The organism is Alteromonas sp. CNT1-28, from assembly GCF_022348345.1.
Classification (GTDB): domain Bacteria; phylum Pseudomonadota; class Gammaproteobacteria; order Enterobacterales; family Alteromonadaceae; genus Alteromonas; species Alteromonas macleodii.
Genome location: NZ_JAKREZ010000031.1, coordinates 21,769 through 41,655, shown reverse-complemented (window position 1 = coordinate 41,655; position 19,887 = coordinate 21,769). Strand labels below are relative to the sequence as shown.

Below are 19,887 nucleotides of genomic sequence, written 5' to 3'. Positions count from 1 at the left end.
ACAGCAGTTTGCGCTGCTAACAGCTAGCTACACATTTTGCTATTAGCGCATGATTTTGCTACTAGAGCATGTTTTTGCCACTAGAGCATCTGGCCCAGCCTTGAAAGACAAATATTTAAACATACTTTACAGGTAAGCATAAAAGGAATGTTCTTTGTTTGGCCTTTTTATACGGCTGCCTTGTCTAGCTCTCTTGTTTAGCATTTGGCCAAAAACCGCTTGATCAAGGCCCTGCCATCCTTTATTATGCGCCGCTCTTTTGCGATAGGCTGCTCTTTGAACGACTTATCATTTGAATTAAGTAACGTATGGTGTGCGACTTCGGGTTGTATAGCGATACGGCCTTATTATGTGAGGTAACCCAATGAAACAAGATATCCACCCAAAATACGAAGCAATCACAGCAACTTGCTCATGTGGTAACGTAATGAACATTCGCTCTACGCTTGGTAAAGACATCAACCTAGACGTATGTTCTTCATGTCACCCATTCTACACTGGTAAGCAACGTAACGTTGACACTGGTGGTCGTGTTGATCGCTTCAAGAAGCGTTTCGGTGCATTGGGCAAAAAGTAAGCCTGATATCGAGTTCAAAAAAAGCGCCTTTATGGCGCTTTTTTATTGCTTAAAATTCACGCTTCACACAAACAAGGTGTGCCAAACAGCGCTTTACCGCCGTTATCCTACGTCAGGCCTGTACCTAGCCAGTGTAACAAGCCCTGCAACTCGCCTTTCTGAAAACGTTTTTAGCTTAATTTACAACATCCAGCGTAACCTGAACTCAGTGAAGGTTTTTAACATTAGATAAATGCCTATCCCAATTGCCGCCACTCACTTTCTTACACTCTTCTTCGCTATCAAAATAAATACCAACGGGTGCTGACTTAATTGACGCCAAAGCAATATTCACTTGGTTTATGAAGTCTATATCCCAACCATTAGTTAACGCCCGCTGCTTCTCCTGCTCAGTATTAAACACGGCAATCACTTGCGGCGCTCTCCAATGTCCTACGTGAGTTAGCCAAACAAATCCATTATTGGTAGATTTTACGCTTTCACACACATCGGTTAGCACGGTTATTAGTTTTCTTTCTGTCATATCCTCGCCTTCAGCGCGAATTTTGAGTGGGCTTTCACAGGATTTTATCAGAAATATTGGATGGAGAATTAACGAGGTGTCTCCCTGCGTTCTATTTTCCTGATTTGGGTTTCTGTCCAATGCATTTATGAGAACGTAGATCCCTTTGATAGCTTTATTTTCCCCCCTCCACACAATAGACCTACAGAATGTTATAACAAGTCAAAATAAATAGCATGAATGGCAATTATAGCCCCATTTTACTGGTCTAATTAGTATGCCTAACCTACATTGGTATATGAGAATTCTGATCAGATATGTACACAGTGATTGGCTGTGTTAGAGTTGCGATCGGCACTTTGATAGTGAGCATTAATTCTGTGAATAATGCATGACTTTCAAGACTTGTGGCGCTTTTGGGTACATAAACCAGAGGCTTGTATCCATTAAGGTATGTGAACAAAATCAGTAAAGGTTAACGCCTAGTCTGCTTTTCCACATGCCACCTTGGGGCCTATTGATGATTGCTGTAAAACAAAGATCAACAAGCCCTAGTGCTAACAACTATTTATAATCACTTTGTCATTACTTGGTTGTAACGCGCTTACGTTTATCTACCTATAACTATAACGACAATAAAATAGCTACAGAGCGTGAACGAAAACACCGATGAACCCTACATCTAAGGATACCTTTTTACATGTCAGATTTTAGACAACGCGCACTCGACTATCACGCCAAACCCACACCTGGAAAAATCCGCGTAGAGTTATCTAAACCAGCCGACAGCGTCGATGACCTTGCTCTTGCCTATAGCCCAGGCGTTGCCGAGCCGGTCAGAGAAATTGCCGAAGATGCAGATAACGCCTATAAGTACACGGGTAAAGGAAACCTGGTTGCCGTTATCAGTAACGGAACCGCAATTTTAGGGTTGGGTAACCTAGGCCCACTGGCATCGAAACCTGTTATGGAAGGTAAAGCCCTTCTGTTTAAACGCTTTGCGGGCCTGGATGCCATTGACATTGAAGTGAAGCATCGTACAACCGAAGAGTTCATTAATACAGTAGCGAATATCGCTGACACATTTGGCGGCATTAACTTAGAAGACATTAAAGCGCCTGAATGCTTTGAGATTGAACAAGAGCTAATTAAGCGCTGTAAAATTCCGGTATTTCATGATGATCAGCACGGTACCGCTATTGTAACTGCAGCGGGCATGCTTAATGCTCTGGAAATTCAGGGTAAAAGCATAGAGAGCGCTAAAATTGTGTGTATGGGTGCCGGTGCAGCAGCGGTCGCTTGTATGGAACTGCTTATTAAGTGTGGCGCCCAGCGTGAGCGTATTTATATGCTAGACAGAAAAGGCGTTATCCATACTCGTCGCGAAGACTTAACTGAGCACAAAAAGCTATTTGCTAACAATACTGACAAGCGTACGCTTGAAGATGTAATGGAAGGCGCGGACATTTTTGTTGGTGTGTCAGGACCGGATGTTTTACCACCAGAAACACTGGCCTTGATGGCTGAAAACCCAATTGTATTTGCATGTTCTAACCCAGACCCTGAGATAAAGCCTGAACTTGCTCACGAAGTACGTAAAGATCTTATTATGGCTACCGGACGCTCGGACTACCCTAACCAGGTTAACAACGTACTGTGTTTCCCGTTTATTTTCCGTGGAGCACTAGACGTTCGTGCAACGGCCATTAACGATGAAATGAAAGTAGCGGCAGTAGAAGCCCTTCGTGCTATCACGAAGGAGCCTGTACCAGAAGAAGTACTAGCTGCCAGTAAGAGTACTAGTCTGACATTTGGTAAGGAGTACATTATTCCTAAACCTATGGACCCGCGTTTATGCGAGCGTATTGCTACCGCCGTATCTAAGGCTGCGATTGAATCTGGCGTTGCACGCGTGCCTGAAAGCCCAGAAGAATAAAATTCTGGCGCATAAGGCAAAAAAATGGAGGGGCTAGTGCTCAACCTTTATTTGCTAAAAAGTGCGCTTCGAGAATACAAATACATAAAAAACGGCGCCGTGTTATAGGTTATCAATTAGCAATAACTTACAACAAAGCGCCGTTTCTCTTTAATACCAAATATCAGTCGTCTTCCGACACATCGTTTTCGAAGCTTGGATCAATGCCCATTTCTTCCATAATGCGTCTTGCTTCAGCCGGTACGCGATTGGGATTGTCTTTGCGCAGGTCATCATCGTTAGGCAATGGTTGACCGGTAAACGCATGCAAAAATGCTTCGCACAACAGTTCTGAATTAGTGGCGTGACGCAGATTATTGATTTGGCGGCGAGTACGCTCATCAGTAAGCGCCTTAAGCACATTAATAGGTATAGAGACAGTGACTTTCTTTACCTGTTCGCTCTTCTTGCCATGCTCTGCGTAGGGGTGAATATATTTACCGTTCCATTCTGCCATTGTACTAACTCGGTCTACTCTTTTTTATGTTATGAAGAGAAATTCTAAACAAGTTCACGAAAAGGTCAATTGAGCAGTGTAAACCTCTTGACGTCTAGACATATATTCTTTAATTTAGACGTCTAAACGTCTATAAGAATACATTTTTGAGAGAAAAAGCCATGGTTTCTTACGCACAAGGTATCGATGCATTAAACCAGTCCCTGTCGGAACTGCGTGATATTGATGTATCTTTTGAATTCTTTCCGCCTAAAACGGAAGCCATGGAACAGACCCTGTGGAAGTCAGTTGAACGTCTCGCGCCACTAAAGCCAAGCTACATGTCGGTAACCTACGGCGCGAATAGCGGTGAGCGTGACAGAACCCACGACGTTGTAAAACGCATTCAGCAGCAAACCGGTGTCGCGGCGGTTCCTCACTTGACCTGTGTTGATGCTAGCCGTGATGAGCTTAAGCAAATTGCAAAAGACTACTGGGACTCAGGTATTCGCCGTATTGTTGCGCTTCGTGGCGATTTACCGCCAGGAGTAGAAAAGACAGAGATGTATGCCTCTGATCTTGTTGCCTTGCTAAAAGACGTTGCCGATTTTGATATTTCTGTTGCTGCCTATCCAGAGAAGCACCCTGAAGCACCAAATGCGCAGTTTGATTTACTAAACCTCAAGCGCAAAGCAGAAGCAGGTGCCACAGAAGCGATAACCCAGTTCTTTTTCGATACGAGTGTGTACCTTCGATTTAGAGACCGTGCAGCCGCAGCGGGTGTCGACTTAGATATCGTTCCGGGTATTTTGCCGGTAACCAACTACCAAACACTGGTGAAATTTGCGGGGTTCACAAATGTTCATGTGCCGGGATGGTTACACAAAATGTTCGACGGCCTTGATGCCGACGACCAAGCCACACGTAACCTAATAGGTGCTAACATCGCCATGGATCAGGTAAAGGTATTGGCTAAAGAAGGGGTAAAACACTTCCATTTCTATACGTTGAACCGCAGTGAATTAAGCTACGCCATCTGCCACATGCTCGGCGTGCGTTCAGGCGCTTAATACATACGACAATGAGGACCGTGCTTACTTTTTTAACGAAGTACTCCACAAAAGGCGCAGTCAATGCGCCTTTATTGTATAAAGCCTGCATTAAACTTTGCCACCAAGGCCGCCCGCAGTTACCATCTGATATAACATGTAATGAACTATCGATGCTTTATAACGGTCCGCATAGATAAGACCGCGCTGTTTACCATTTACACGGTATCGTCAGGAGAAATTGAGTGGATTTAGACAAGGTTAAAGCCTTATATAACAATGTTACTCCTCAGGTTAGAGATCTCTTTAGCATTTTCATAAAGCGCTGTAGAGAAGACAATATTACTATCTCTGCTGGGCACTTAGCCTATGTAACGTTGTTATCTTTAGTACCATTTATCATGGTGACCTTTACCATTATGTCGGCTTTTCCTGCCTTCGCATCTGTGAGAAGCAAACTCGAACATTTTGTTTTTAGCAACTTTGTACCAACCGCCAGTGATGTGGTGCATAAATACATGACCGATTTTGTAGGCAATGCCTCACAAATGAGTGCTATTGGTATTTTGTCGCTGCTGGTCGTTGCGTTAATGCTTATATCAAACGTAGATAAAACCCTGAATAGAATTTGGCGTACGCAAAGTGACAGACCGATTGTGTATACCTTTGCTATTTACTGGATGGTGATCACTCTTGGTCCTATGTTAATCGGCTCCAGTGTGGTGGTCAGTTCTTATTTGACGGGATTAGCGGCATTCACCGAAGAATACACACCAGGTCTTGGTACTTTCTTACTCAGCCTTGTACCAAGCGGCGCAGCCATGCTTGCTTTCACCATTTTATACATGGTGGTTCCTAATAGAAGGGTCTTTGCTCGTCACGCACTGGTGGGCGCTATCGTGGCTACTATCGCTTTTGAAATTACCAAGTCAGGCTTTGCGCTATATGTTACGAACTTTCCTTCGTACGAACTTATTTACGGCGCGCTTGCGGTGGTACCCATTCTGTTTTTATGGGTGTATTTGTCGTGGATAATTGTGCTGTTTGGTGCTGAATTTACCTGCAGCCTGGGTGAAGCGTTTGAAAACCGAAAAGCAGAAAACGAACCCCGCAAGGTACCTCAAGAATAACCAGCCCTTCAGTTTTTAATAAAAAAGGGAGCTTCTCGCTCCCTCTCTATCTATTACTGCTTAAAAGCTAGTTTTTCATTGAAGAAATAAACGCATCAGACTCTGCAATAGCAGAATTCATTTGTCTGATAAGCTGAGCGACGTTGTTCTCGATAGTAGAGAGTTCGCCCTGCAGTGCGCCTATCGCGCTGGCATTTAAGTTGTGCTTCAAGTACAGCACATTATCTTGAAGCGCGCTTAATACCGGCGGCATTTTACTTTCCGCTTTGCGCATAGCCGTCATTAGTGAAGCGTAACGACGCTTAGTTTCGCGAAGCTTCGCTGCGCTATCTCGCTTCAGCGATGCGTTCTCATACTTCTCTAGCTCTTCAGACCATTCATCGAATAAAGCCTCAGCTACACTTTCCACCTTATCAATACGTGAACTCACTTCTTCTGAAGCAGCAACGCTGTCTTCGTACTGACCATTTAAGCGGTTGTAAACGTCTTCTAGCTCTCCGCCATCAAATGCAACGGCCGCGCTAAATGCCTCCAGCGCCGAATTAAACTGCTCTTGTGCGTCTTCTTGTGACTCTTTAGCGTTTTCAACGCGGTCGACTAAGATGTCGCGCTTTTCAACGCCCACCTTTTCCCATGCTGCGTAATATGCAGACTGACACCCACTAAGGGCAAGCATAGCAACAAATGCTGATGCAAGTAGCTTCATGCGGTTACTCCACCTCTAAAGCGCGCTGCGCTTATAATACTGATTAGATGCAAAATGGCACCTAATGGCCAGAATACGATAGCAAGAACGACGGTCGCAGCCAGGGCATAGCACACGCCTACGGTAATGAAATAGAACAGCGCGCCCAGTATTCTGCCTTGAACCAAATGACCTAAACCAGGAATAAAGAAGTTACAAATTGCGGCGATTACATTACCGCCCGATCCTTGACCTGCCATATAAACATCCTCGCATTTATGACTATAATATGATTAGCTAGCACGTAATGACACTTGTTCTATAGTATACACTTAAGATTTATCGCTTATTTTACAAGCATAAACAGCGTTGAAGCAGTCAGCACGCAACCGTTTGTATAACAATAAACTAAACTAAAACAGGCACTCACACAACGCGCAGAAACAAAATGAAACGACTTTACCCCGATGTTACCTACTATGAAAATGGATTTATCGAAGTGGGAAGTGGGCATTCGCTTTACTTCGAGCAAAGTGGTAATCCAAACGGCATCCCCGTACTCTTTATTCACGGAGGTCCAGGTGCAGGCTTACCCCCTAATTACAAATGCTTTTTTGACAGCAATAAGTATCGCATTATCGGCTATGAGCAACGTGGTTGCGGCCGCTCTACGCCTATAGCTGACACGCTAAATAACGACACGTGGTCGAATGTTGAAGATATCGAAGCATTGCGTACACACCTTTCAATTCCAAAATTTCTCTTGTTTGGCGGTTCGTGGGGTTCGACACTCGCCCTGCTCTACGCGTTAAAGTACACGCCGCGAGTGACAGGACTCATTCTACGTGGCGTATTTTTAGCTCGACAGGAAGACAGGGATTGGTTTTTATCGCCAAATGGCTGTGCAGCTCAGTTATTTCCCGAGTATTACCGGAAATTTACAAAAGATGTGCCTAAGCCTGTGACCTCTAATTCAGTCTGTGATTTCTATAGCGCAATGGTGCGTTCTAGCAATGATGTACTAAGACATTCAGCGCTTAAAAGATGGTACCAATGGGAAGAGAGACTTTCTCGTATAACTCTACCACCTGGTGTGGGTGATTCGACAACTAATTACCCTATGCAGCTGGTCACCTGTTTAGCCACATTGGAATGCCATTTCCTATCTAATCAATGTTTCCTAGATGAAAACTATATTCTTGAAAACATTAGCAAAATAAGTCATATTCCTGGAACAATCGTACATGGTCGTTACGACATGATCTGCAAAACAGAAGCGGCAGAGGCACTTCACAAAGCGTGGCCTCAAAGTCAGCTACAAATTATCCCCGACGCGGGGCACAGTACTTCCGAGCCTAGTATAGGTTACGCGCTCTGCCGTGCTACCCGCGACATGTCTCGCTTTATTCAGGAGTCGTCGAAGTGATAGGACTAATTCAACGCGTATCGGAAGCCAATGTCACCGTTGCCGGTAATGTTATCGGCGAAATTGGTAAAGGCATGCTGGTGCTCTTGGGTGTTGAGAAAGACGACGGTGACGCGGAGATAGAGAAGTTAGCAAATAAGCTCTGTCGATATCGCATGTTCAGTGACGAAGACGGAAAAATGAACCTAAATGTTGAGCAAGTGGGAGGCGAAATACTGGTGGTCTCTCAGTTCACACTCGTAGCCGATACGCAGAAAGGTAATCGTCCTGGTTTTTCACGCGGTGCATCGCCAGAACACGGCCAAGCCATTTATGAAAAGTTCGTTCAGTCTCTAAAAAATAAAGGTATGGTGGTGGCCACCGGCGAGTTCGGCGCTGATATGCAAGTAGGCCTAATTAATGACGGCCCCGTCACCTTTCAATTTAGCGTTTAGCGGGTAAAATCGTACGCTTCGTCAGCATCCCAAACTTGCTTACATAATTAAGCTTGTACCGCATGTATTCTTACGTTTAAATACTCGTTCATTCATTTAAGAAGGCCGGTTTATTGTGTACAAGGTAGTCACACCAAAAAGCGATGCCGAGTTTGAAGCCTATTTTCATTTTCGGTGGGAACACTTACGCCAGCCATGGAATTTCCCTCCAGGCTCTGAAAAAGACGAATATGAGCAAGTCGCAGAGCACCGTATTATTACTAACCGAAATGGCGAAATTGTAGCTTGCGGCCGTGTTCATTTGAACACAGCCGAAGAGGCACAAATTCGTCACATTGCGGTTCACCCAGGCCATCAACGCAAGGGCTTAGGCCAAATGATCATGGCCGCACTAGAAAACGTTGCGAAAGACTTGGGCGCCGAGCGCGCTGTAACGAACAGCCGCGAAATATCTATCGACTTTTTTAGCGCATGTGGCTTTGAAGTTGAGCGTGAAGCGCCTAACGAGCTAGGCATGCTTAAACGTCAACAAATGGTCAAGAAGTTCACTGAAAACAACACATTAGTACTTCACCCTAAGTGGTGTAAATCACTGCAAGAGACATGGTCTGAGACCATTCCCATTACCGAGCACATGGGAATTAAGCTTTACCAGTACACAGGCCGCACGCTTGAAACCCGTGCATCATTAAACAAAAACATCAATATTCACGGCACTATGTTTGCTGGCAGTATTTTTTCTCTAGCTACACTAACTGGCTGGGGCATGATTTACTTGCAGCTTAAAGAGCGTGGATTAGACGGTGACATTGTATTGGGCGATGGTGATATCCATTACCACAAACCCATCACGATGAAACCAAGGGCAATCTGTAATATTGAAACCTTGTCTGGAAAATTCAAGCCGCTAGAGAACGACAACAAGGCAAGGTTTGAGCTGAGTGTGGCAATTTTAGATGGCGACACCCCTGTGGCGGAATTTGAAGGGGTATTCTACGTACTTCCTCCCTCTAAAAATGAAGAAGAGTAGCGTTACGGATTAGCGATCATCACTAATTCGTACGAGCCGTCATTAAGAACAAAAATCCACTCATAAAAAAAGCGCCGTTAAGGCGCTTTTTTCGTCGTTAAGCTATTTGTAAGCTATGCACTGCGTGTACTACGCGACCATAGCTGCTTGAAGCTTTTTCATCGCGTTCTTTTCAATTTGACGAACACGCTCTGCAGAAACCTGATATTTATCAGCTAAGTCTTGCAGAGTAATCTTGTTGTCTGCTAACCAACGAGTTTCGATGATATCTTGGCTACGCTCGTCTAGCGTTTTAATCGCTGAGTACAAGCGCTTGCTCGCCGCTGTATCCCAGTCGTTGTTGATTACGTCAGTTTCAACATCTGAAGATTTGTCTTCTAAATACTGAACTGGCGCAAAATTGCCTGTTTCATCTTCGTCCGCAGTTAAATCGAACGCTTGGTCTTGAGAGCTCATACGCGCTTCCATTTGAAGCACTTCTTTTGTACTCACGCCTAATTCGTTCGCTACTGTTTGCACTTCGTCATGAGTAAACCAACCAAGACGCTTCTTCGCCTTACGAAGGTTAAAGAATAGTTTGCGCTGCGCTTTGGTTGTCGCAACTTTCACTATTCGCCAGTTTTTAAGTACAAACTCATGAATTTCTGCTTTGATCCAATGTACCGCGAAAGAAACCAAACGTACGCCCACCGTTGGGTCGAAACGCTTAACGGCTTTCATCAGACCGATGTTACCTTCTTGAATTAAGTCGGCTTGTGGTAAGCCATAACCTGAGTAAGATTTTGCAATGTGCACTACAAAACGAAGATGTGACATTACTAGCTTACGAGCGGCTTGTAAGTCTTCGTCTTCGCGAAGGCGCACTGCCAACTCGCGCTCTTCCTCAGCGCTAAGCATATCAATGCTGCTTACAGCTTGGATGTAGCCTTCAATGCTACCGCTGTGTGGCACTGACAGGGCCATAGATTGCAAATTGTTGCTCATTGTTCACCTCATTTATTGCCGCTTCATATTAGCAAAGTAACCGAAGCTGCGCGAGACCTAATTAAGATATGAAGTCTAACCGATATGTAGGTATAGTGACTATTTCTACAATATCAAGACCTAAATTAAGAAAAAAAGTTCAACTTTAAAGCTTGCGGTCCATTTACGAATGCATTCACCGCAAACACTAAGCCTAGACTATCGACTTCACATCGAATGACACGCTGCACTTTCTGCCATCGTGCCTTTGGGTCGGTCATTTAACCACTACATCATTATACTTTAATTACACATACCAAAGTGAAGCCTAATCTCACTGGTATGAAATCCAACGCTTATTTATTACACGCTAGTTATCCGAAACATAAGATTTCCACTATCTCTAAGATAAGTCAGCAAGGTGCCTGCGCGTCAATACAGTATATAAACCTTGTATATGTCATCTTATACCTTGCTTTTCTGGCTGGAAACTGAAAATAATAGATTGAATTAATCGATTTTGCACTACAACCGCTGTACAGCATTTTCCAGACAACAATTATAAAAGACTGGAAGGGAAATACTTAAGGAAAGGAGTAAGGCAAGTGAAGCAAAGAGGATCTTGATGTTTGCTTACGTCGCTAGACAGCCCATATTTAATGTAAACAGAGAAGTTTACGCCTACGAACTACTTTTTCGTGTTGGAGAAGATAACTGCTTTCCCGATATACCTCCTGACGAGGCTACCTCGAAAATTCTTACCTCTACCCATTTAAGCTTAGGTATTGAGGAGATAACCGGAGATAAGAAAGCCTTCATCAACTTTCACCGCGACACACTTATGTTTCGTTTTCCGACCTCTCTGGATGCAAGCAAAGTGGTCATTGAGATTGTAGAAACCGTTGACGTTGATGATGCGCTGGTAGCCGCTTGCAAACATATTCGAGGTCTTGGCTATCCTATTGCTCTTGACGACTATGACATGAAAGGCAAGTGGGAAGCATTCATTCCATTTACCAGCATAGTCAAAATTGACATTACAGAGATCCCCCACGAAAAAATTCCCGCCCTTGTCGAACGCTTCAAATCGAACAAAATACAGTTGGTTGCAGAAAAAATTGAGACCTATGAAGAATTCAATAAATTCAAAGATATGGGTTTCGACTATTTCCAAGGATACTTTCTAGCTAAACCCGAAATTGTAAGGCACAGAAAGTTAGGGCCCAGCAGCCTAACCATGATGGAGTTACTTACGCTAAGTAGCCAGGCAAAGCTGAATTTCGATGAAGTAAACAAAATCATTGAACGAGATCCCTCGCTTACTTACTTGCTGCTGCGGTTTATCAACAATCCTCTGGTCAACAAGCGACATAAAATAACGTCACTTAAACACGCGTTAACCTTTATGGGCGAAGTAGAAGTGAAGAAGTTCATATCATTGCTGGCTCTTGCAAACCTAAGCGATGGTCAGCCTACTGAGCTAATGCAAATGGCGCTTGTTCGCGCAAAGTTCTGTGAACTGGTCTACACCCAGCTTAAAGGTGCCGATGACCCGTTAAAAGGTTTTCTTATTGGCCTGCTTTCTTTGCTTGATGCCATGATGGAACAGCGAATTGACGATTTGGTCAGCAAGGTTCCAATTAGTGACGACGTTAAAGATGCCCTGTGCGGAAGCCCTGGTGTGCTTCGCAACTGCCTGACGCTGTCACAATTCTTTGAAAGAGCTAAATGGACGGGCATTCAGCAATTCGCAACAAAGTATGGTGTTAAACAGAGTCTTCTGCATAGTTATTACAACGAAGCGATAAAGTGGGCTAAACACATTCATAAGGCCGCTTTGAACGACAACTAAGCCTACGATTACGCCAGTTGATGTGAAATTAATCGTTGAATAGTTGTTAGATTGCGCTTACATATCATAGACTAGGGTCAGTTCTTTTGGATTACACATTAAAGAACACCTAACCTTAGCGTGTGACGTAGCGCTAGCTAAGCCTCTAAATATAACAATAAAAATAACCTTAACCGTGTTGTATCAGGAATAGATTATGTTCGCGTTTATAGCTCGCCAGCCTATTTTAGATAAAAGCAAAAGTGTTTTCGCCTATGAGCTTCTGTTCAGAGATGGCAAGTCTGGTGCTTATCCGGAACATAACGAAGAGAAAGCTAAGTATATTTCTGAGCACTTCCATCCACTTGGGCTTGATGATATCAGCGGCGAAAAAACGTCTTTTATCACGTTCTCGTCAGATACAATTATTTCGCGCTTTCCTACATCGCTTAACCCTGAGTCGGTAGTGGTTGAACTGGCTGATCCATCCGACAACACCAGCGGACTATTCGAAGCATGCCAGCACATAAAGCAACTTGGCTTTAAGCTAGCTATCGATGATCCCATGATGGTGGGTTCAAAACACGACATATTTCCTCTTATCGATATTGTGAAAGTCGATGTGACAAAAACCCGCTTTGAAACCATTGAAAAGCACATTCCGCGCTATCACGATGCGAACGTGCAATTAGTGGCGGAACAGGTTGATACGCAAGATAATTTTTCAACGTGCGTAGATTTGGGTTTCGACTTCTTCCAGGGTTATTTTTTCTCGCAACCGGAAGCACGTATTCTACGACAGCTTCCTGCGTCTAAAATGAACATTGTTGATTTGATGGGCGAAAGCTCTAGCAGCGACTTTGACATAGACCGTATCAGCCAAATTATAGAGCGAGACGCCACCTTAAGCTTCTTATTGCTGAAGTTTATCAATAACCCGACTATTAATAAGCGTTACAAAATTACATCACTAAAGCACGCGCTTAATTACATGGGTGAAGTAGAGATTAAGAAATTCATCGCTTTATTAAGTTTAACGAACTTAGGCGATGAAAAGCCCCTTGAAATCATTCATATGTCTTTAGTTCGCGCTAAGTTTTTCGACTTACTTGCTGAGCGTAGAGGTCTTAGAAATAATCCGCCCATCTCCTTTTTGGTTGGTTTATTTTCGCTTCTTGAAGGGTTACTTGATCAGTCTATGACAGACATTGTAAAGCAGCTGCCGCTTTCCGATGAGGTTAACGATGCACTACTTGGCAAGAACTTAGAAATGAACAGCTATATGACTTTGGTTCGCGCCTTTGAAAGCGCCCTTTGGATGAATGTCATAAAACAAGCTAAAGTGCTTAATATTGACCAGAAGCAGCTGCATATGCTGTATAACCAAGCCATCATTTGGGGCAATGGAGTGCGCAGCGCTATCTCCTCACACTATCCCCGTGCGATAGCTTAAGTACAAAACTAAGAACACGCCTACTTACCGCCAATAACGTCATACAGTGACTTATATATTTCGCACTGTAGGCGTGTAAGTATACTCACGTCTACGACTACTTGGGCTCTATTTCCCTTACATGACGCTGCACAGAGATAAGTGAGCCCAGTAAACCGAGCAGCACCGATAGTCCCAGCATAGTCAGCAATGCAGAACCGGTTAATCCGGTAATGTTGAAATCCTTCTGATACATAGCGGCAAACGTAGTGATGCTGCTATCCATCCACCATAGTATGATAATAACGGCAAACCACGCCATTAGTCCGCCCAATAGGCCATACCAGAAGCCTGTATATAAAAACGGGCGATGGATAAACGCATCGGTTGCGCCAACCAGCTTCATCACTACGATTTCGTCATACTTGTTCAAAATATTCAGACGAATGGTGTTACCAATAATTAGTACAACGGCGATGAAAAGTAGTAATCCTATTAGCGTAACCAAGTCTCTGGCAATATCGATAATGGCATATAAACGCTCTAACCATTCGATATCAAGTTTACCTATATCAACTTCGCGCTGCTGTCGCAGTTTATCTAGCAGTGCTTTGGCTGCGGTCGGCGACGCGTGTTTTTCGTTTGGCGTTACTAGCACTACATCAGGCAGTGGGTTTTTCTCTAGATAGGCGATGGCATCGCCCAATCCTGACAAGTGCTGAAATTCTTTAAGCGCATCATCCGCTGGAATATAAACAACGCTGTCTATTTCAGACCAGCTATTTAATCGTGCCACCAGCTGTTGCGAACTTGCCTCGTTGATATCTGGCTTTAAAAACAGAGATATTTCTGACGCCTGATCCCAGCCTGCTGTAATTTTCTCAGTATTTTTCACCATGATATAAAGCGTACTTGGTAGCGTAATACTCAGGCCTAGTACCCCAATAGTCATTAAAGATGCCAGCGGCTGACGCCACAGCTCTCCAAGACTCGCCAGCGCTTGGCGCACATGGCTGACAAAGAACATCACAATAGATTGGATAAAGCCCACTTTGGCAGAAGACGCCCCTTTTGCACGCCCTTTAAATAAAATACTCATGACCAGGCTCCTTCACTGCTGGCTGAACTAGTGCCATCAAGGTCGTCAGTAAGGCCATCGGTGATCATTTGACCATTTTTGAGGGTCAGCGTGCGATAACGCATGCGAGCAATCAGCCCTAAATCATGGGTTGCAATAAGTACAGACACGCCCGCTTGATTGAAGTCTTCAAACAGGCGAATGATTTCCATGGAAAGCTTGGGGTCGAGGTTTCCGGTTGGCTCGTCTGCCAGCAATAACGGCGGCTTGTTTACGACAGCTCGAGCAATACCTACTCGCTGCTGCTCCCCCCCTGATAACGTAATGGGAAGGCAACGCGCTTTGTCTCTTAAGCCTACCATTTCAAGTGCAGCTTCTACGCGCTTGCGAATTTCTTTGTGGGTGTAACCCTCAATGACTAGCGGTAACGCCACGTTGTCAAAAACCGACTTGTCCATTAGCAGCTGGTGACTTTGGAAGATCATGCCGATATCGCGACGTATATAGGCAATATCTCGACGGGTAATGGCGTTAAGGTCGTGGCCATTAATAAGAACGCGCCCTACTGTTGGGCGCTCCATTAGGCTGATAAGTTTAAGTAGCGTGCTTTTTCCTGCGCCAGAATGCCCTGTTAAAAAGGCCATTTCACCCGGCGCAATATGAAAATTCACCTTGCTTAGCGCACGTTGTCCGCCCGGATAGGTTTTGCTTACCTGCTCAAACTTTATCATTATTTTTCCCTACCGCTTTGCTGGTTTTAGCTTTCAGGTGTGTCCATTTCGCTAAACAACGCATCAATAAATTCTTGTCCGTCAAACTGGCGTAAATCATCAATGCTTTCGCCAACACCTATATACCTTATAGGAATTTTGAACTTATCGGCAATAGAGAATATAACACCGCCTTTCGCTGTGCCGTCTAACTTGGTAAGCGTGATGCCTGTTAAGCCCACGGCTTCATTAAACAACTTGGCTTGGCTAATGGCGTTTTGGCCTGTACCTGCATCCAATGTAAGCATAACTTCGTGAGGCGCATTCGGATTAATTTTCTTCATTACGCGAACCACTTTCTTAAGCTCTTCCATCAAGTTGTTCTTATTTTGCAAGCGCCCTGCCGTGTCGGCAATAAGGATATCTGTGCCGCGCGACTTCGCTGCTTCTAATGCATCGTAAAGTACCGATGCACTGTCAGCGCCAGTGTGCTGTGCGATAACCGGAATATCGTTGCGCTCGCCCCATACTTGAAGCTGTTCAACCGCCGCCGCTCTAAAGGTATCACCCGCAGCAAGCATCACTTTCTTACCTTCTTGCTGGAACTGCTTAGCCAGCTTACCAATAGTCGTGGTTTTACCTACGCCATTTACGCCAACCATTAAGATAACGAACGGACCTTCACTGGAATCATGGGCCTGCATCACTTCTGACAGAGGCTGATTCACTTGAGACAACATGCCAGACATTTGCTGCTTCATGATCTCCAGCAAGGCTTCGGCATCTTTTAAATCTTTTCGAGAAGCACTATCGGTTAGGTGATCGATGATTTTTTGCGTAGTATCCATGCCCACGTCAGCAACTAACAGTTGTGTTTCAAGATCTTCGTACAGCTCGTCATCGATGGTTTTGCCTTTAAACAGGCTAACAATACCACTGCCTAGGTTTTCTTTTGTACGAGATAGGCTTTCTTTTAAACGTGCAAATAACGACTTTTTCTCTTTAGGCTTTTCTTCGGCTTTGGCTTTAGCCTGTGCTTCTGCTTTAGCGCGAGCCTCTTCTTCCGCTTGGGCTTTCGCCTGTGCTTCAGCCTCTGCCTTTGCACGCGCTTCTTCTTCCGCTTGGGCTTTCGCCTGTGCTTCAGCCTCTGCCTTTGCGCGGGCCTCTTCTTCCGCTTTAGCCTTCGCCTGCGCTTCAGCCTCTGCCTTTGCGCGGGCCTCTTCTTCCGCTTTAGCCTTCGCCTGCGCTTCAGCTTCTGCCTTAGCGCGAGCCTCTTCTTCCGCTTGCGCCTTCGCCTGTGCTTCAGCCTCTGCCTTTGCGCGGGCTTCTACTTCCGCTTGGGCTTTCGCCTGTGCTTCAGCTTCTGCCTTTGCACGCGCTTCTTCTTCGGCTTTAGCCTTCGCCTCTGCTTCAGCTTCTGCCTTTGCGCGAGCCTCTTCTTCCGCTTGCGCCTTCGCCTGTGCTTCAGCTTCTGCCTTAGCGCGGGCCTCTTCTTCCGCTTGTGCCTTCGCCTTTGCTTCAGCCTCTGCCTCAGCGCGGGCCTCTTCTTCCGCTTTAGCCTTCGCCTGTGCTTCAGCTTCTGCCTTAGCGCGCGCTTCTTCTTCCGCTTGCGCCTTCGCCTGCGCTTCAGCCTCCGCCTTTGCGCGGGCCTCTTCTTCCGCTTTGGCTTTCGCCTCTGCTTCAGCCTCTGCCTTTAAGCGAGCTTCTTCTTCCGCTTGGGCTTTTTGTTTATCTGCTTTTTTGTTCTTACTGAACCAGCCAAAAAGTTTCGACATCGTTAGGACAAATCCTTATAAATTCTTAGCAATTTCGGCTACACTTGCCGCCTAATGTATGAACGCATGATACCATTGTCAGCCACTATGAAGCGAGTTTCTCGCCCTACTCGGGCACCATCTTCTGCAAAAAAACCTTATTCATCCCAAAAAGGGAAAAAATCAGGGAAAACCCAAAGCACAAATAGTCCTGGGCAAATACGCATTATCGGTGGCCAATGGCGTGGTAGAAAGTTACCCGTACTCAATGCAGAAGGGTTAAGGCCAACTACAGACAGGAACAAAGAAACTTTGTTTAATTGGTTAATGCCTTACATAAACGATGCACGCTGCTTGGATGTATTTGCGGGTTCTGGTGGGCTAGGTTTAGAAGCTCTGTCTCGCTATGCAGCACATTGTGATTTTATAGAGTTGGATAAACAGGCAGCAAGCCAGCTTAAAAGTAATCTTACCTTATTAAAAGCAAATGAACTGGCGTCAGCAACCGTTCATCAAGGGGACGCACTAGGTATTTTAAAAGGCATCAGCCAAGCGCCTTACGATATTGTTTTTGTCGATCCGCCTTTTGCGAAATCATTGGTAGCACCTACGCTGGCTGCGCTAGAAGATAACAAACTTGTTCATAGTGGTAGCGTGGTGTATTTAGAGCACGAAAGTGCGCTAACAACGCCCGCTCTCCCCGCCCATTGGCAAATTATTAAAGACAAACAAACTAGCGCGCTGCGCTATATGCTAATTGAGATATGTTGATTGATAACGATTGAAGTGCCTCAATTGAGGAGCGATAAGCCGTGACCTTTAACTAAGTACACGGCTTTTATTGAGCATAAGAGCTAAGGATCTTTTGCTCGTTTTACCTAAGCAAGATCAAGTTGCATTGTCATTAAAGCTCAAGACCAATATTGGAGATTCCAGCTTCCAAGGCAAGTGCTTTCATTTCGTCTGCCGCTTTCGCTGGGTATTTGGCTTGCTCTACATAATCAAGCAATTCGTTTTGTACCTCAACTTCAAACTCCATCAGCGGATGCCCTTTTACAGTCTCGTCATCGGCTTCTTCGCTTTCTAGCAAATAGGCTTCTACGCTGCCTTGCGATAACTTGCTGATGACCACTGCGCCTTGCGGATCGTCGCCTGCCATCAAATTTAGCAAACCAGCTAGACCAATAGCTGCATCAATTGCTGGATAAACGCCATAGTTGTCATGCTCACTGGTATCAGGTGTAGCCACTTCAACTTTCTCAAGCTGTACCGCAATGTTGAATTTGCTCTTGGGTGATTTCAACGTTTCCCACACCAAATTCAAACAGTTGCGCAATGCGCTTGCATCACCACTTTCCGTTAATTCACAGAAAAGCGTGTAGTTGGGTAGCATACGCTCAAGTAATGCAGCACCGAATGCAACGGCTTTCCAGCCTTCCAAGGCGCGAACGCGCCCAAAGGTATTAAGTTTTTGCTTTGCCATTTAAAGGGCTCCAGTGGCATGCATGAAATATTGGGTAACGCCATCCAGCAACATTTGGATAGCAATCATAACTAGGATCATACCCATTAATCGCTCCATCGCAACTAGACCGCGCTCCCCCAGAATTTTATGGAACACATTTGAAAATAGTAAGATCACTGCGCTTATCGACCATGAAGCCGCAAGCGCAATCGACCAGTCAGCCATTCTGTCTGGCGCTTGGTTGGCAAGAAGAATAAGCGCAGCCAGCGTTGAAGGGCCCGCTATCATAGGAATAGCTAGAGGTACTAGAAAAGGTTCTTCACCTACAGCTAATCCACTGGGGTTACCAGATGATGGAAAAATCATTTTAAGCGCAATAAGGAACAGAATAATTCCCCCAGCGATACTTACTGTCTCTTGTTCCACGTTCAGAAAATTGAGAACCGATTGGCCACTGAACAAAAAGAGAAACAGGATGCCAAGAGCAAATAATAATTCTCGAATTAGGATGACTTGACGACGCTTTGGTTCTATCGATTTGAGTACCGACATGAACACAGGGAGGTTACCTAAGGGATCCATGATCAAAAAGAGCATGATGGCAGCAGACCAAGTATCCATTTTTTTACTGTCTCCGGTTGTGAGGCTAAGCCCGTTTGCGCGTAAACCATTGAGTATAACTCAAAGTTCTTACAGATGGTCGTTTTAGGCGCGCAATGGTAAACCAAGCTGACTTAGTTAAAAACACCTTTTAAGGCATGATTGTTTTTCATTTATCTAGAGCCTGCAAAAAATACTCGAAAAATAACGAAAGTGCGCTTTACTAAAGCGTAGGGAGAAGTGTTTGTCATTTCTAAGCGGTGTTTTCGCCTTATTCACGGTCAGAATTCAAACAGCCCAATTGGCTTTTTCTACACCTTTTGGATAATGTCTTATCTCCAGAGCTTTTGATGTAATAGTGGGTAACATCATTTTGTTTAACGTTATGTTCTGCGCTTTGTTCGGCGTTGGAACCTGTTAATCCTCAATAAGAACAACCAAAAATAGGAAATATTGCAATGAGTTTGATGACTGTTAAAGAAGTGGCTGCTTTTCTTGGCGTACAAGAAGTGCGCGTAGAGCGCCTTGAGCGTGAAAGCCTTTTGGTTTCGAAAGATAAAGACACCGACGGTAACCCACTTTTCGACAGTGGCGACGTTGAACGCTATAAAACGCTAGCCGAGCGTTTAGGCGGGATCTAATTTACAGAAAAAGGGCGTGATTTTTTACAAAGTCACGCCCTTTTTATTTTTTGCGCGAAGCGACGTTATTTCAAGTAACGCTATTCGCTTTGCCTCTACTCATCCACGTGGCACAACGTGCGACGTTTAAAAATAGAGTAGAGTAGCGTTCGACAGCCATAGGAGGCGT

Annotated in this window: 21 protein-coding genes; 11 read left to right on the top strand and 10 right to left on the bottom strand. The window is 44.8% G+C overall.

The genetic code is table 11. The features are described from left to right. The first annotated feature begins 364 nt into the window (after positions 1-364). On the top strand, positions 365-577 hold the full coding sequence (gene rpmE / locus MHN02_RS16700) for a 50S ribosomal protein L31 (RefSeq protein ID WP_014977577.1): 213 nt from the start codon (positions 365-367) through the stop codon (positions 575-577). Between the two features lie 205 nt (positions 578-782). Here rpmE and MHN02_RS16695 read toward each other — a convergent pair whose 3' ends face one another. Continuing rightward, the gene (locus tag MHN02_RS16695; RefSeq protein ID WP_039226843.1) at positions 783-1,100 is read right to left on the bottom strand and encodes a hypothetical protein; all 318 of its coding nucleotides are present in this window, start codon (positions 1,098-1,100) and stop codon (positions 783-785) included. 679 nt (positions 1,101-1,779) lie between these two features. Between MHN02_RS16695 and MHN02_RS16690 the strand changes: the two genes are divergently transcribed. Beyond that, on the top strand, positions 1,780-3,015 hold the full coding sequence (locus MHN02_RS16690) for a malic enzyme-like NAD(P)-binding protein (protein WP_014950978.1): 1,236 nt from the start codon (positions 1,780-1,782) through the stop codon (positions 3,013-3,015). Positions 3,016-3,178: 163 nt separating this feature from the next. On the opposite strand, the gene metJ is transcribed toward MHN02_RS16690, so the two are convergent. After that, positions 3,179-3,511: a met regulon transcriptional regulator MetJ gene (gene metJ, locus MHN02_RS16685; protein WP_014950979.1), complete on the bottom strand. Its 333-nt coding sequence runs from the start codon at positions 3,509-3,511 to the stop codon at positions 3,179-3,181. A gap of 161 nt (positions 3,512-3,672) precedes the next feature. Here metJ and metF point away from each other — a divergent pair, with 161 nt between their 5' ends. Both metF and MHN02_RS16675 read left to right on the top strand, forming a co-directional pair. Further along, positions 3,673-4,560 carry a methylenetetrahydrofolate reductase gene (metF, locus tag MHN02_RS16680; RefSeq protein ID WP_014950980.1) on the top strand — a complete coding sequence of 296 codons (888 nt, stop codon included), beginning with the start codon at positions 3,673-3,675 and terminating at the stop codon, positions 4,558-4,560. 224 nt (positions 4,561-4,784) lie between these two features. Next, entirely contained in the window at positions 4,785-5,669 is an 885-nt protein-coding gene (locus tag MHN02_RS16675; RefSeq protein WP_014980485.1) for a virulence factor BrkB family protein, read from the top strand. Between the two features lie 67 nt (positions 5,670-5,736). Here the strand turns inward: MHN02_RS16675 and MHN02_RS16670 are convergent, their stop codons facing one another. Together MHN02_RS16670 and MHN02_RS16665 are read right to left on the bottom strand one after the other, a co-directional pair. After that, positions 5,737-6,375 carry a DUF2959 domain-containing protein gene (locus MHN02_RS16670; protein WP_014950982.1) on the bottom strand — a complete coding sequence of 213 codons (639 nt, stop codon included), beginning with the start codon at positions 6,373-6,375 and terminating at the stop codon, positions 5,737-5,739. Next, positions 6,372-6,614 (bottom strand): hypothetical protein, encoded by a 243-nt coding sequence (locus MHN02_RS16665; protein WP_014950983.1) that lies wholly within the window; start codon positions 6,612-6,614, stop codon positions 6,372-6,374. Before MHN02_RS16665 ends, MHN02_RS16670 begins: the two co-directional genes overlap by 4 nt. A 188-nt stretch (positions 6,615-6,802) precedes the next feature. Between MHN02_RS16665 and pip the strand changes: the two genes are divergently transcribed. From pip to MHN02_RS16650, 3 genes are all read left to right on the top strand, one after another. Next, positions 6,803-7,780 (top strand): prolyl aminopeptidase, encoded by a 978-nt coding sequence (gene pip / locus MHN02_RS16660; protein WP_039226790.1) that lies wholly within the window; start codon positions 6,803-6,805, stop codon positions 7,778-7,780. Next, a complete protein-coding gene (gene dtd / locus MHN02_RS16655) occupies positions 7,777-8,214 on the top strand; it encodes a D-aminoacyl-tRNA deacylase (protein WP_239247422.1) in 438 nt (145 codons plus the stop codon). The genes pip and dtd overlap by 4 nt, the downstream gene beginning before the upstream one ends. A 115-nt stretch (positions 8,215-8,329) precedes the next feature. Beyond that, positions 8,330-9,244: a bifunctional GNAT family N-acetyltransferase/hotdog fold thioesterase gene (locus tag MHN02_RS16650; protein ID WP_014950986.1), complete on the top strand. Its 915-nt coding sequence runs from the start codon at positions 8,330-8,332 to the stop codon at positions 9,242-9,244. 129 nt (positions 9,245-9,373) lie between these two features. Here MHN02_RS16650 and rpoH read toward each other — a convergent pair whose 3' ends face one another. Further along, positions 9,374-10,228, bottom strand: a complete 855-nt coding sequence (gene rpoH, locus MHN02_RS16645; RefSeq protein ID WP_014950987.1) for an RNA polymerase sigma factor RpoH — start codon at positions 10,226-10,228, stop codon at positions 9,374-9,376. A gap of 604 nt (positions 10,229-10,832) precedes the next feature. Here rpoH and MHN02_RS16640 point away from each other — a divergent pair. Both MHN02_RS16640 and MHN02_RS16635 read left to right on the top strand, forming a co-directional pair. Beyond that, positions 10,833-12,059: an EAL domain-containing protein gene (locus MHN02_RS16640; RefSeq protein WP_239247420.1), complete on the top strand. Its 1,227-nt coding sequence runs from the start codon at positions 10,833-10,835 to the stop codon at positions 12,057-12,059. A 196-nt stretch (positions 12,060-12,255) separates the two neighbouring features. Beyond that, positions 12,256-13,491 carry an EAL domain-containing protein gene (locus MHN02_RS16635; RefSeq protein ID WP_039226795.1) on the top strand — a complete coding sequence of 412 codons (1,236 nt, stop codon included), beginning with the start codon at positions 12,256-12,258 and terminating at the stop codon, positions 13,489-13,491. A 97-nt stretch (positions 13,492-13,588) separates the two neighbouring features. Here MHN02_RS16635 and ftsX read toward each other — a convergent pair whose 3' ends face one another. From ftsX to ftsY, 3 genes are read right to left on the bottom strand one after another with little or no spacing between them, the layout of a single operon-like run. Beyond that, positions 13,589-14,569: a permease-like cell division protein FtsX gene (ftsX, locus tag MHN02_RS16630; RefSeq protein ID WP_239247418.1), complete on the bottom strand. Its 981-nt coding sequence runs from the start codon at positions 14,567-14,569 to the stop codon at positions 13,589-13,591. After that, entirely contained in the window at positions 14,566-15,279 is a 714-nt protein-coding gene (gene ftsE, locus MHN02_RS16625) for a cell division ATP-binding protein FtsE (protein WP_014950991.1), read from the bottom strand. The genes ftsX and ftsE overlap by 4 nt, the downstream gene beginning before the upstream one ends. 26 nt (positions 15,280-15,305) lie before the next feature. Beyond that, positions 15,306-17,033: a signal recognition particle-docking protein FtsY gene (ftsY, locus tag MHN02_RS16620; protein ID WP_239247417.1), complete on the bottom strand. Its 1,728-nt coding sequence runs from the start codon at positions 17,031-17,033 to the stop codon at positions 15,306-15,308. A gap of 66 nt (positions 17,034-17,099) precedes the next feature. On the opposite strand from ftsY, the gene rsmD reads away from it, so the two are divergent. Beyond that, positions 17,100-17,783 (top strand): 16S rRNA (guanine(966)-N(2))-methyltransferase RsmD, encoded by a 684-nt coding sequence (gene rsmD, locus MHN02_RS16615; protein ID WP_039226844.1) that lies wholly within the window; start codon positions 17,100-17,102, stop codon positions 17,781-17,783. 133 nt (positions 17,784-17,916) lie between these two features. Here rsmD and MHN02_RS16610 read toward each other — a convergent pair whose 3' ends face one another. Further along, complete coding sequence (locus MHN02_RS16610; RefSeq protein WP_014977586.1) at positions 17,917-18,495, bottom strand: YjaG family protein; 579 nt, start codon at positions 18,493-18,495, stop codon at positions 17,917-17,919. Next, positions 18,496-19,098, bottom strand: coding sequence for a YhgN family NAAT transporter (locus MHN02_RS16605; RefSeq protein ID WP_014977587.1), 603 nt, complete (start codon positions 19,096-19,098; stop codon positions 18,496-18,498). A 437-nt stretch (positions 19,099-19,535) separates the two neighbouring features. On the opposite strand from MHN02_RS16605, the gene MHN02_RS16600 reads away from it, so the two are divergent. Further along, positions 19,536-19,718: a hypothetical protein gene (locus tag MHN02_RS16600; RefSeq protein ID WP_014950994.1), complete on the top strand. Its 183-nt coding sequence runs from the start codon at positions 19,536-19,538 to the stop codon at positions 19,716-19,718. Positions 19,719-19,887 lie beyond the last annotated feature (169 nt).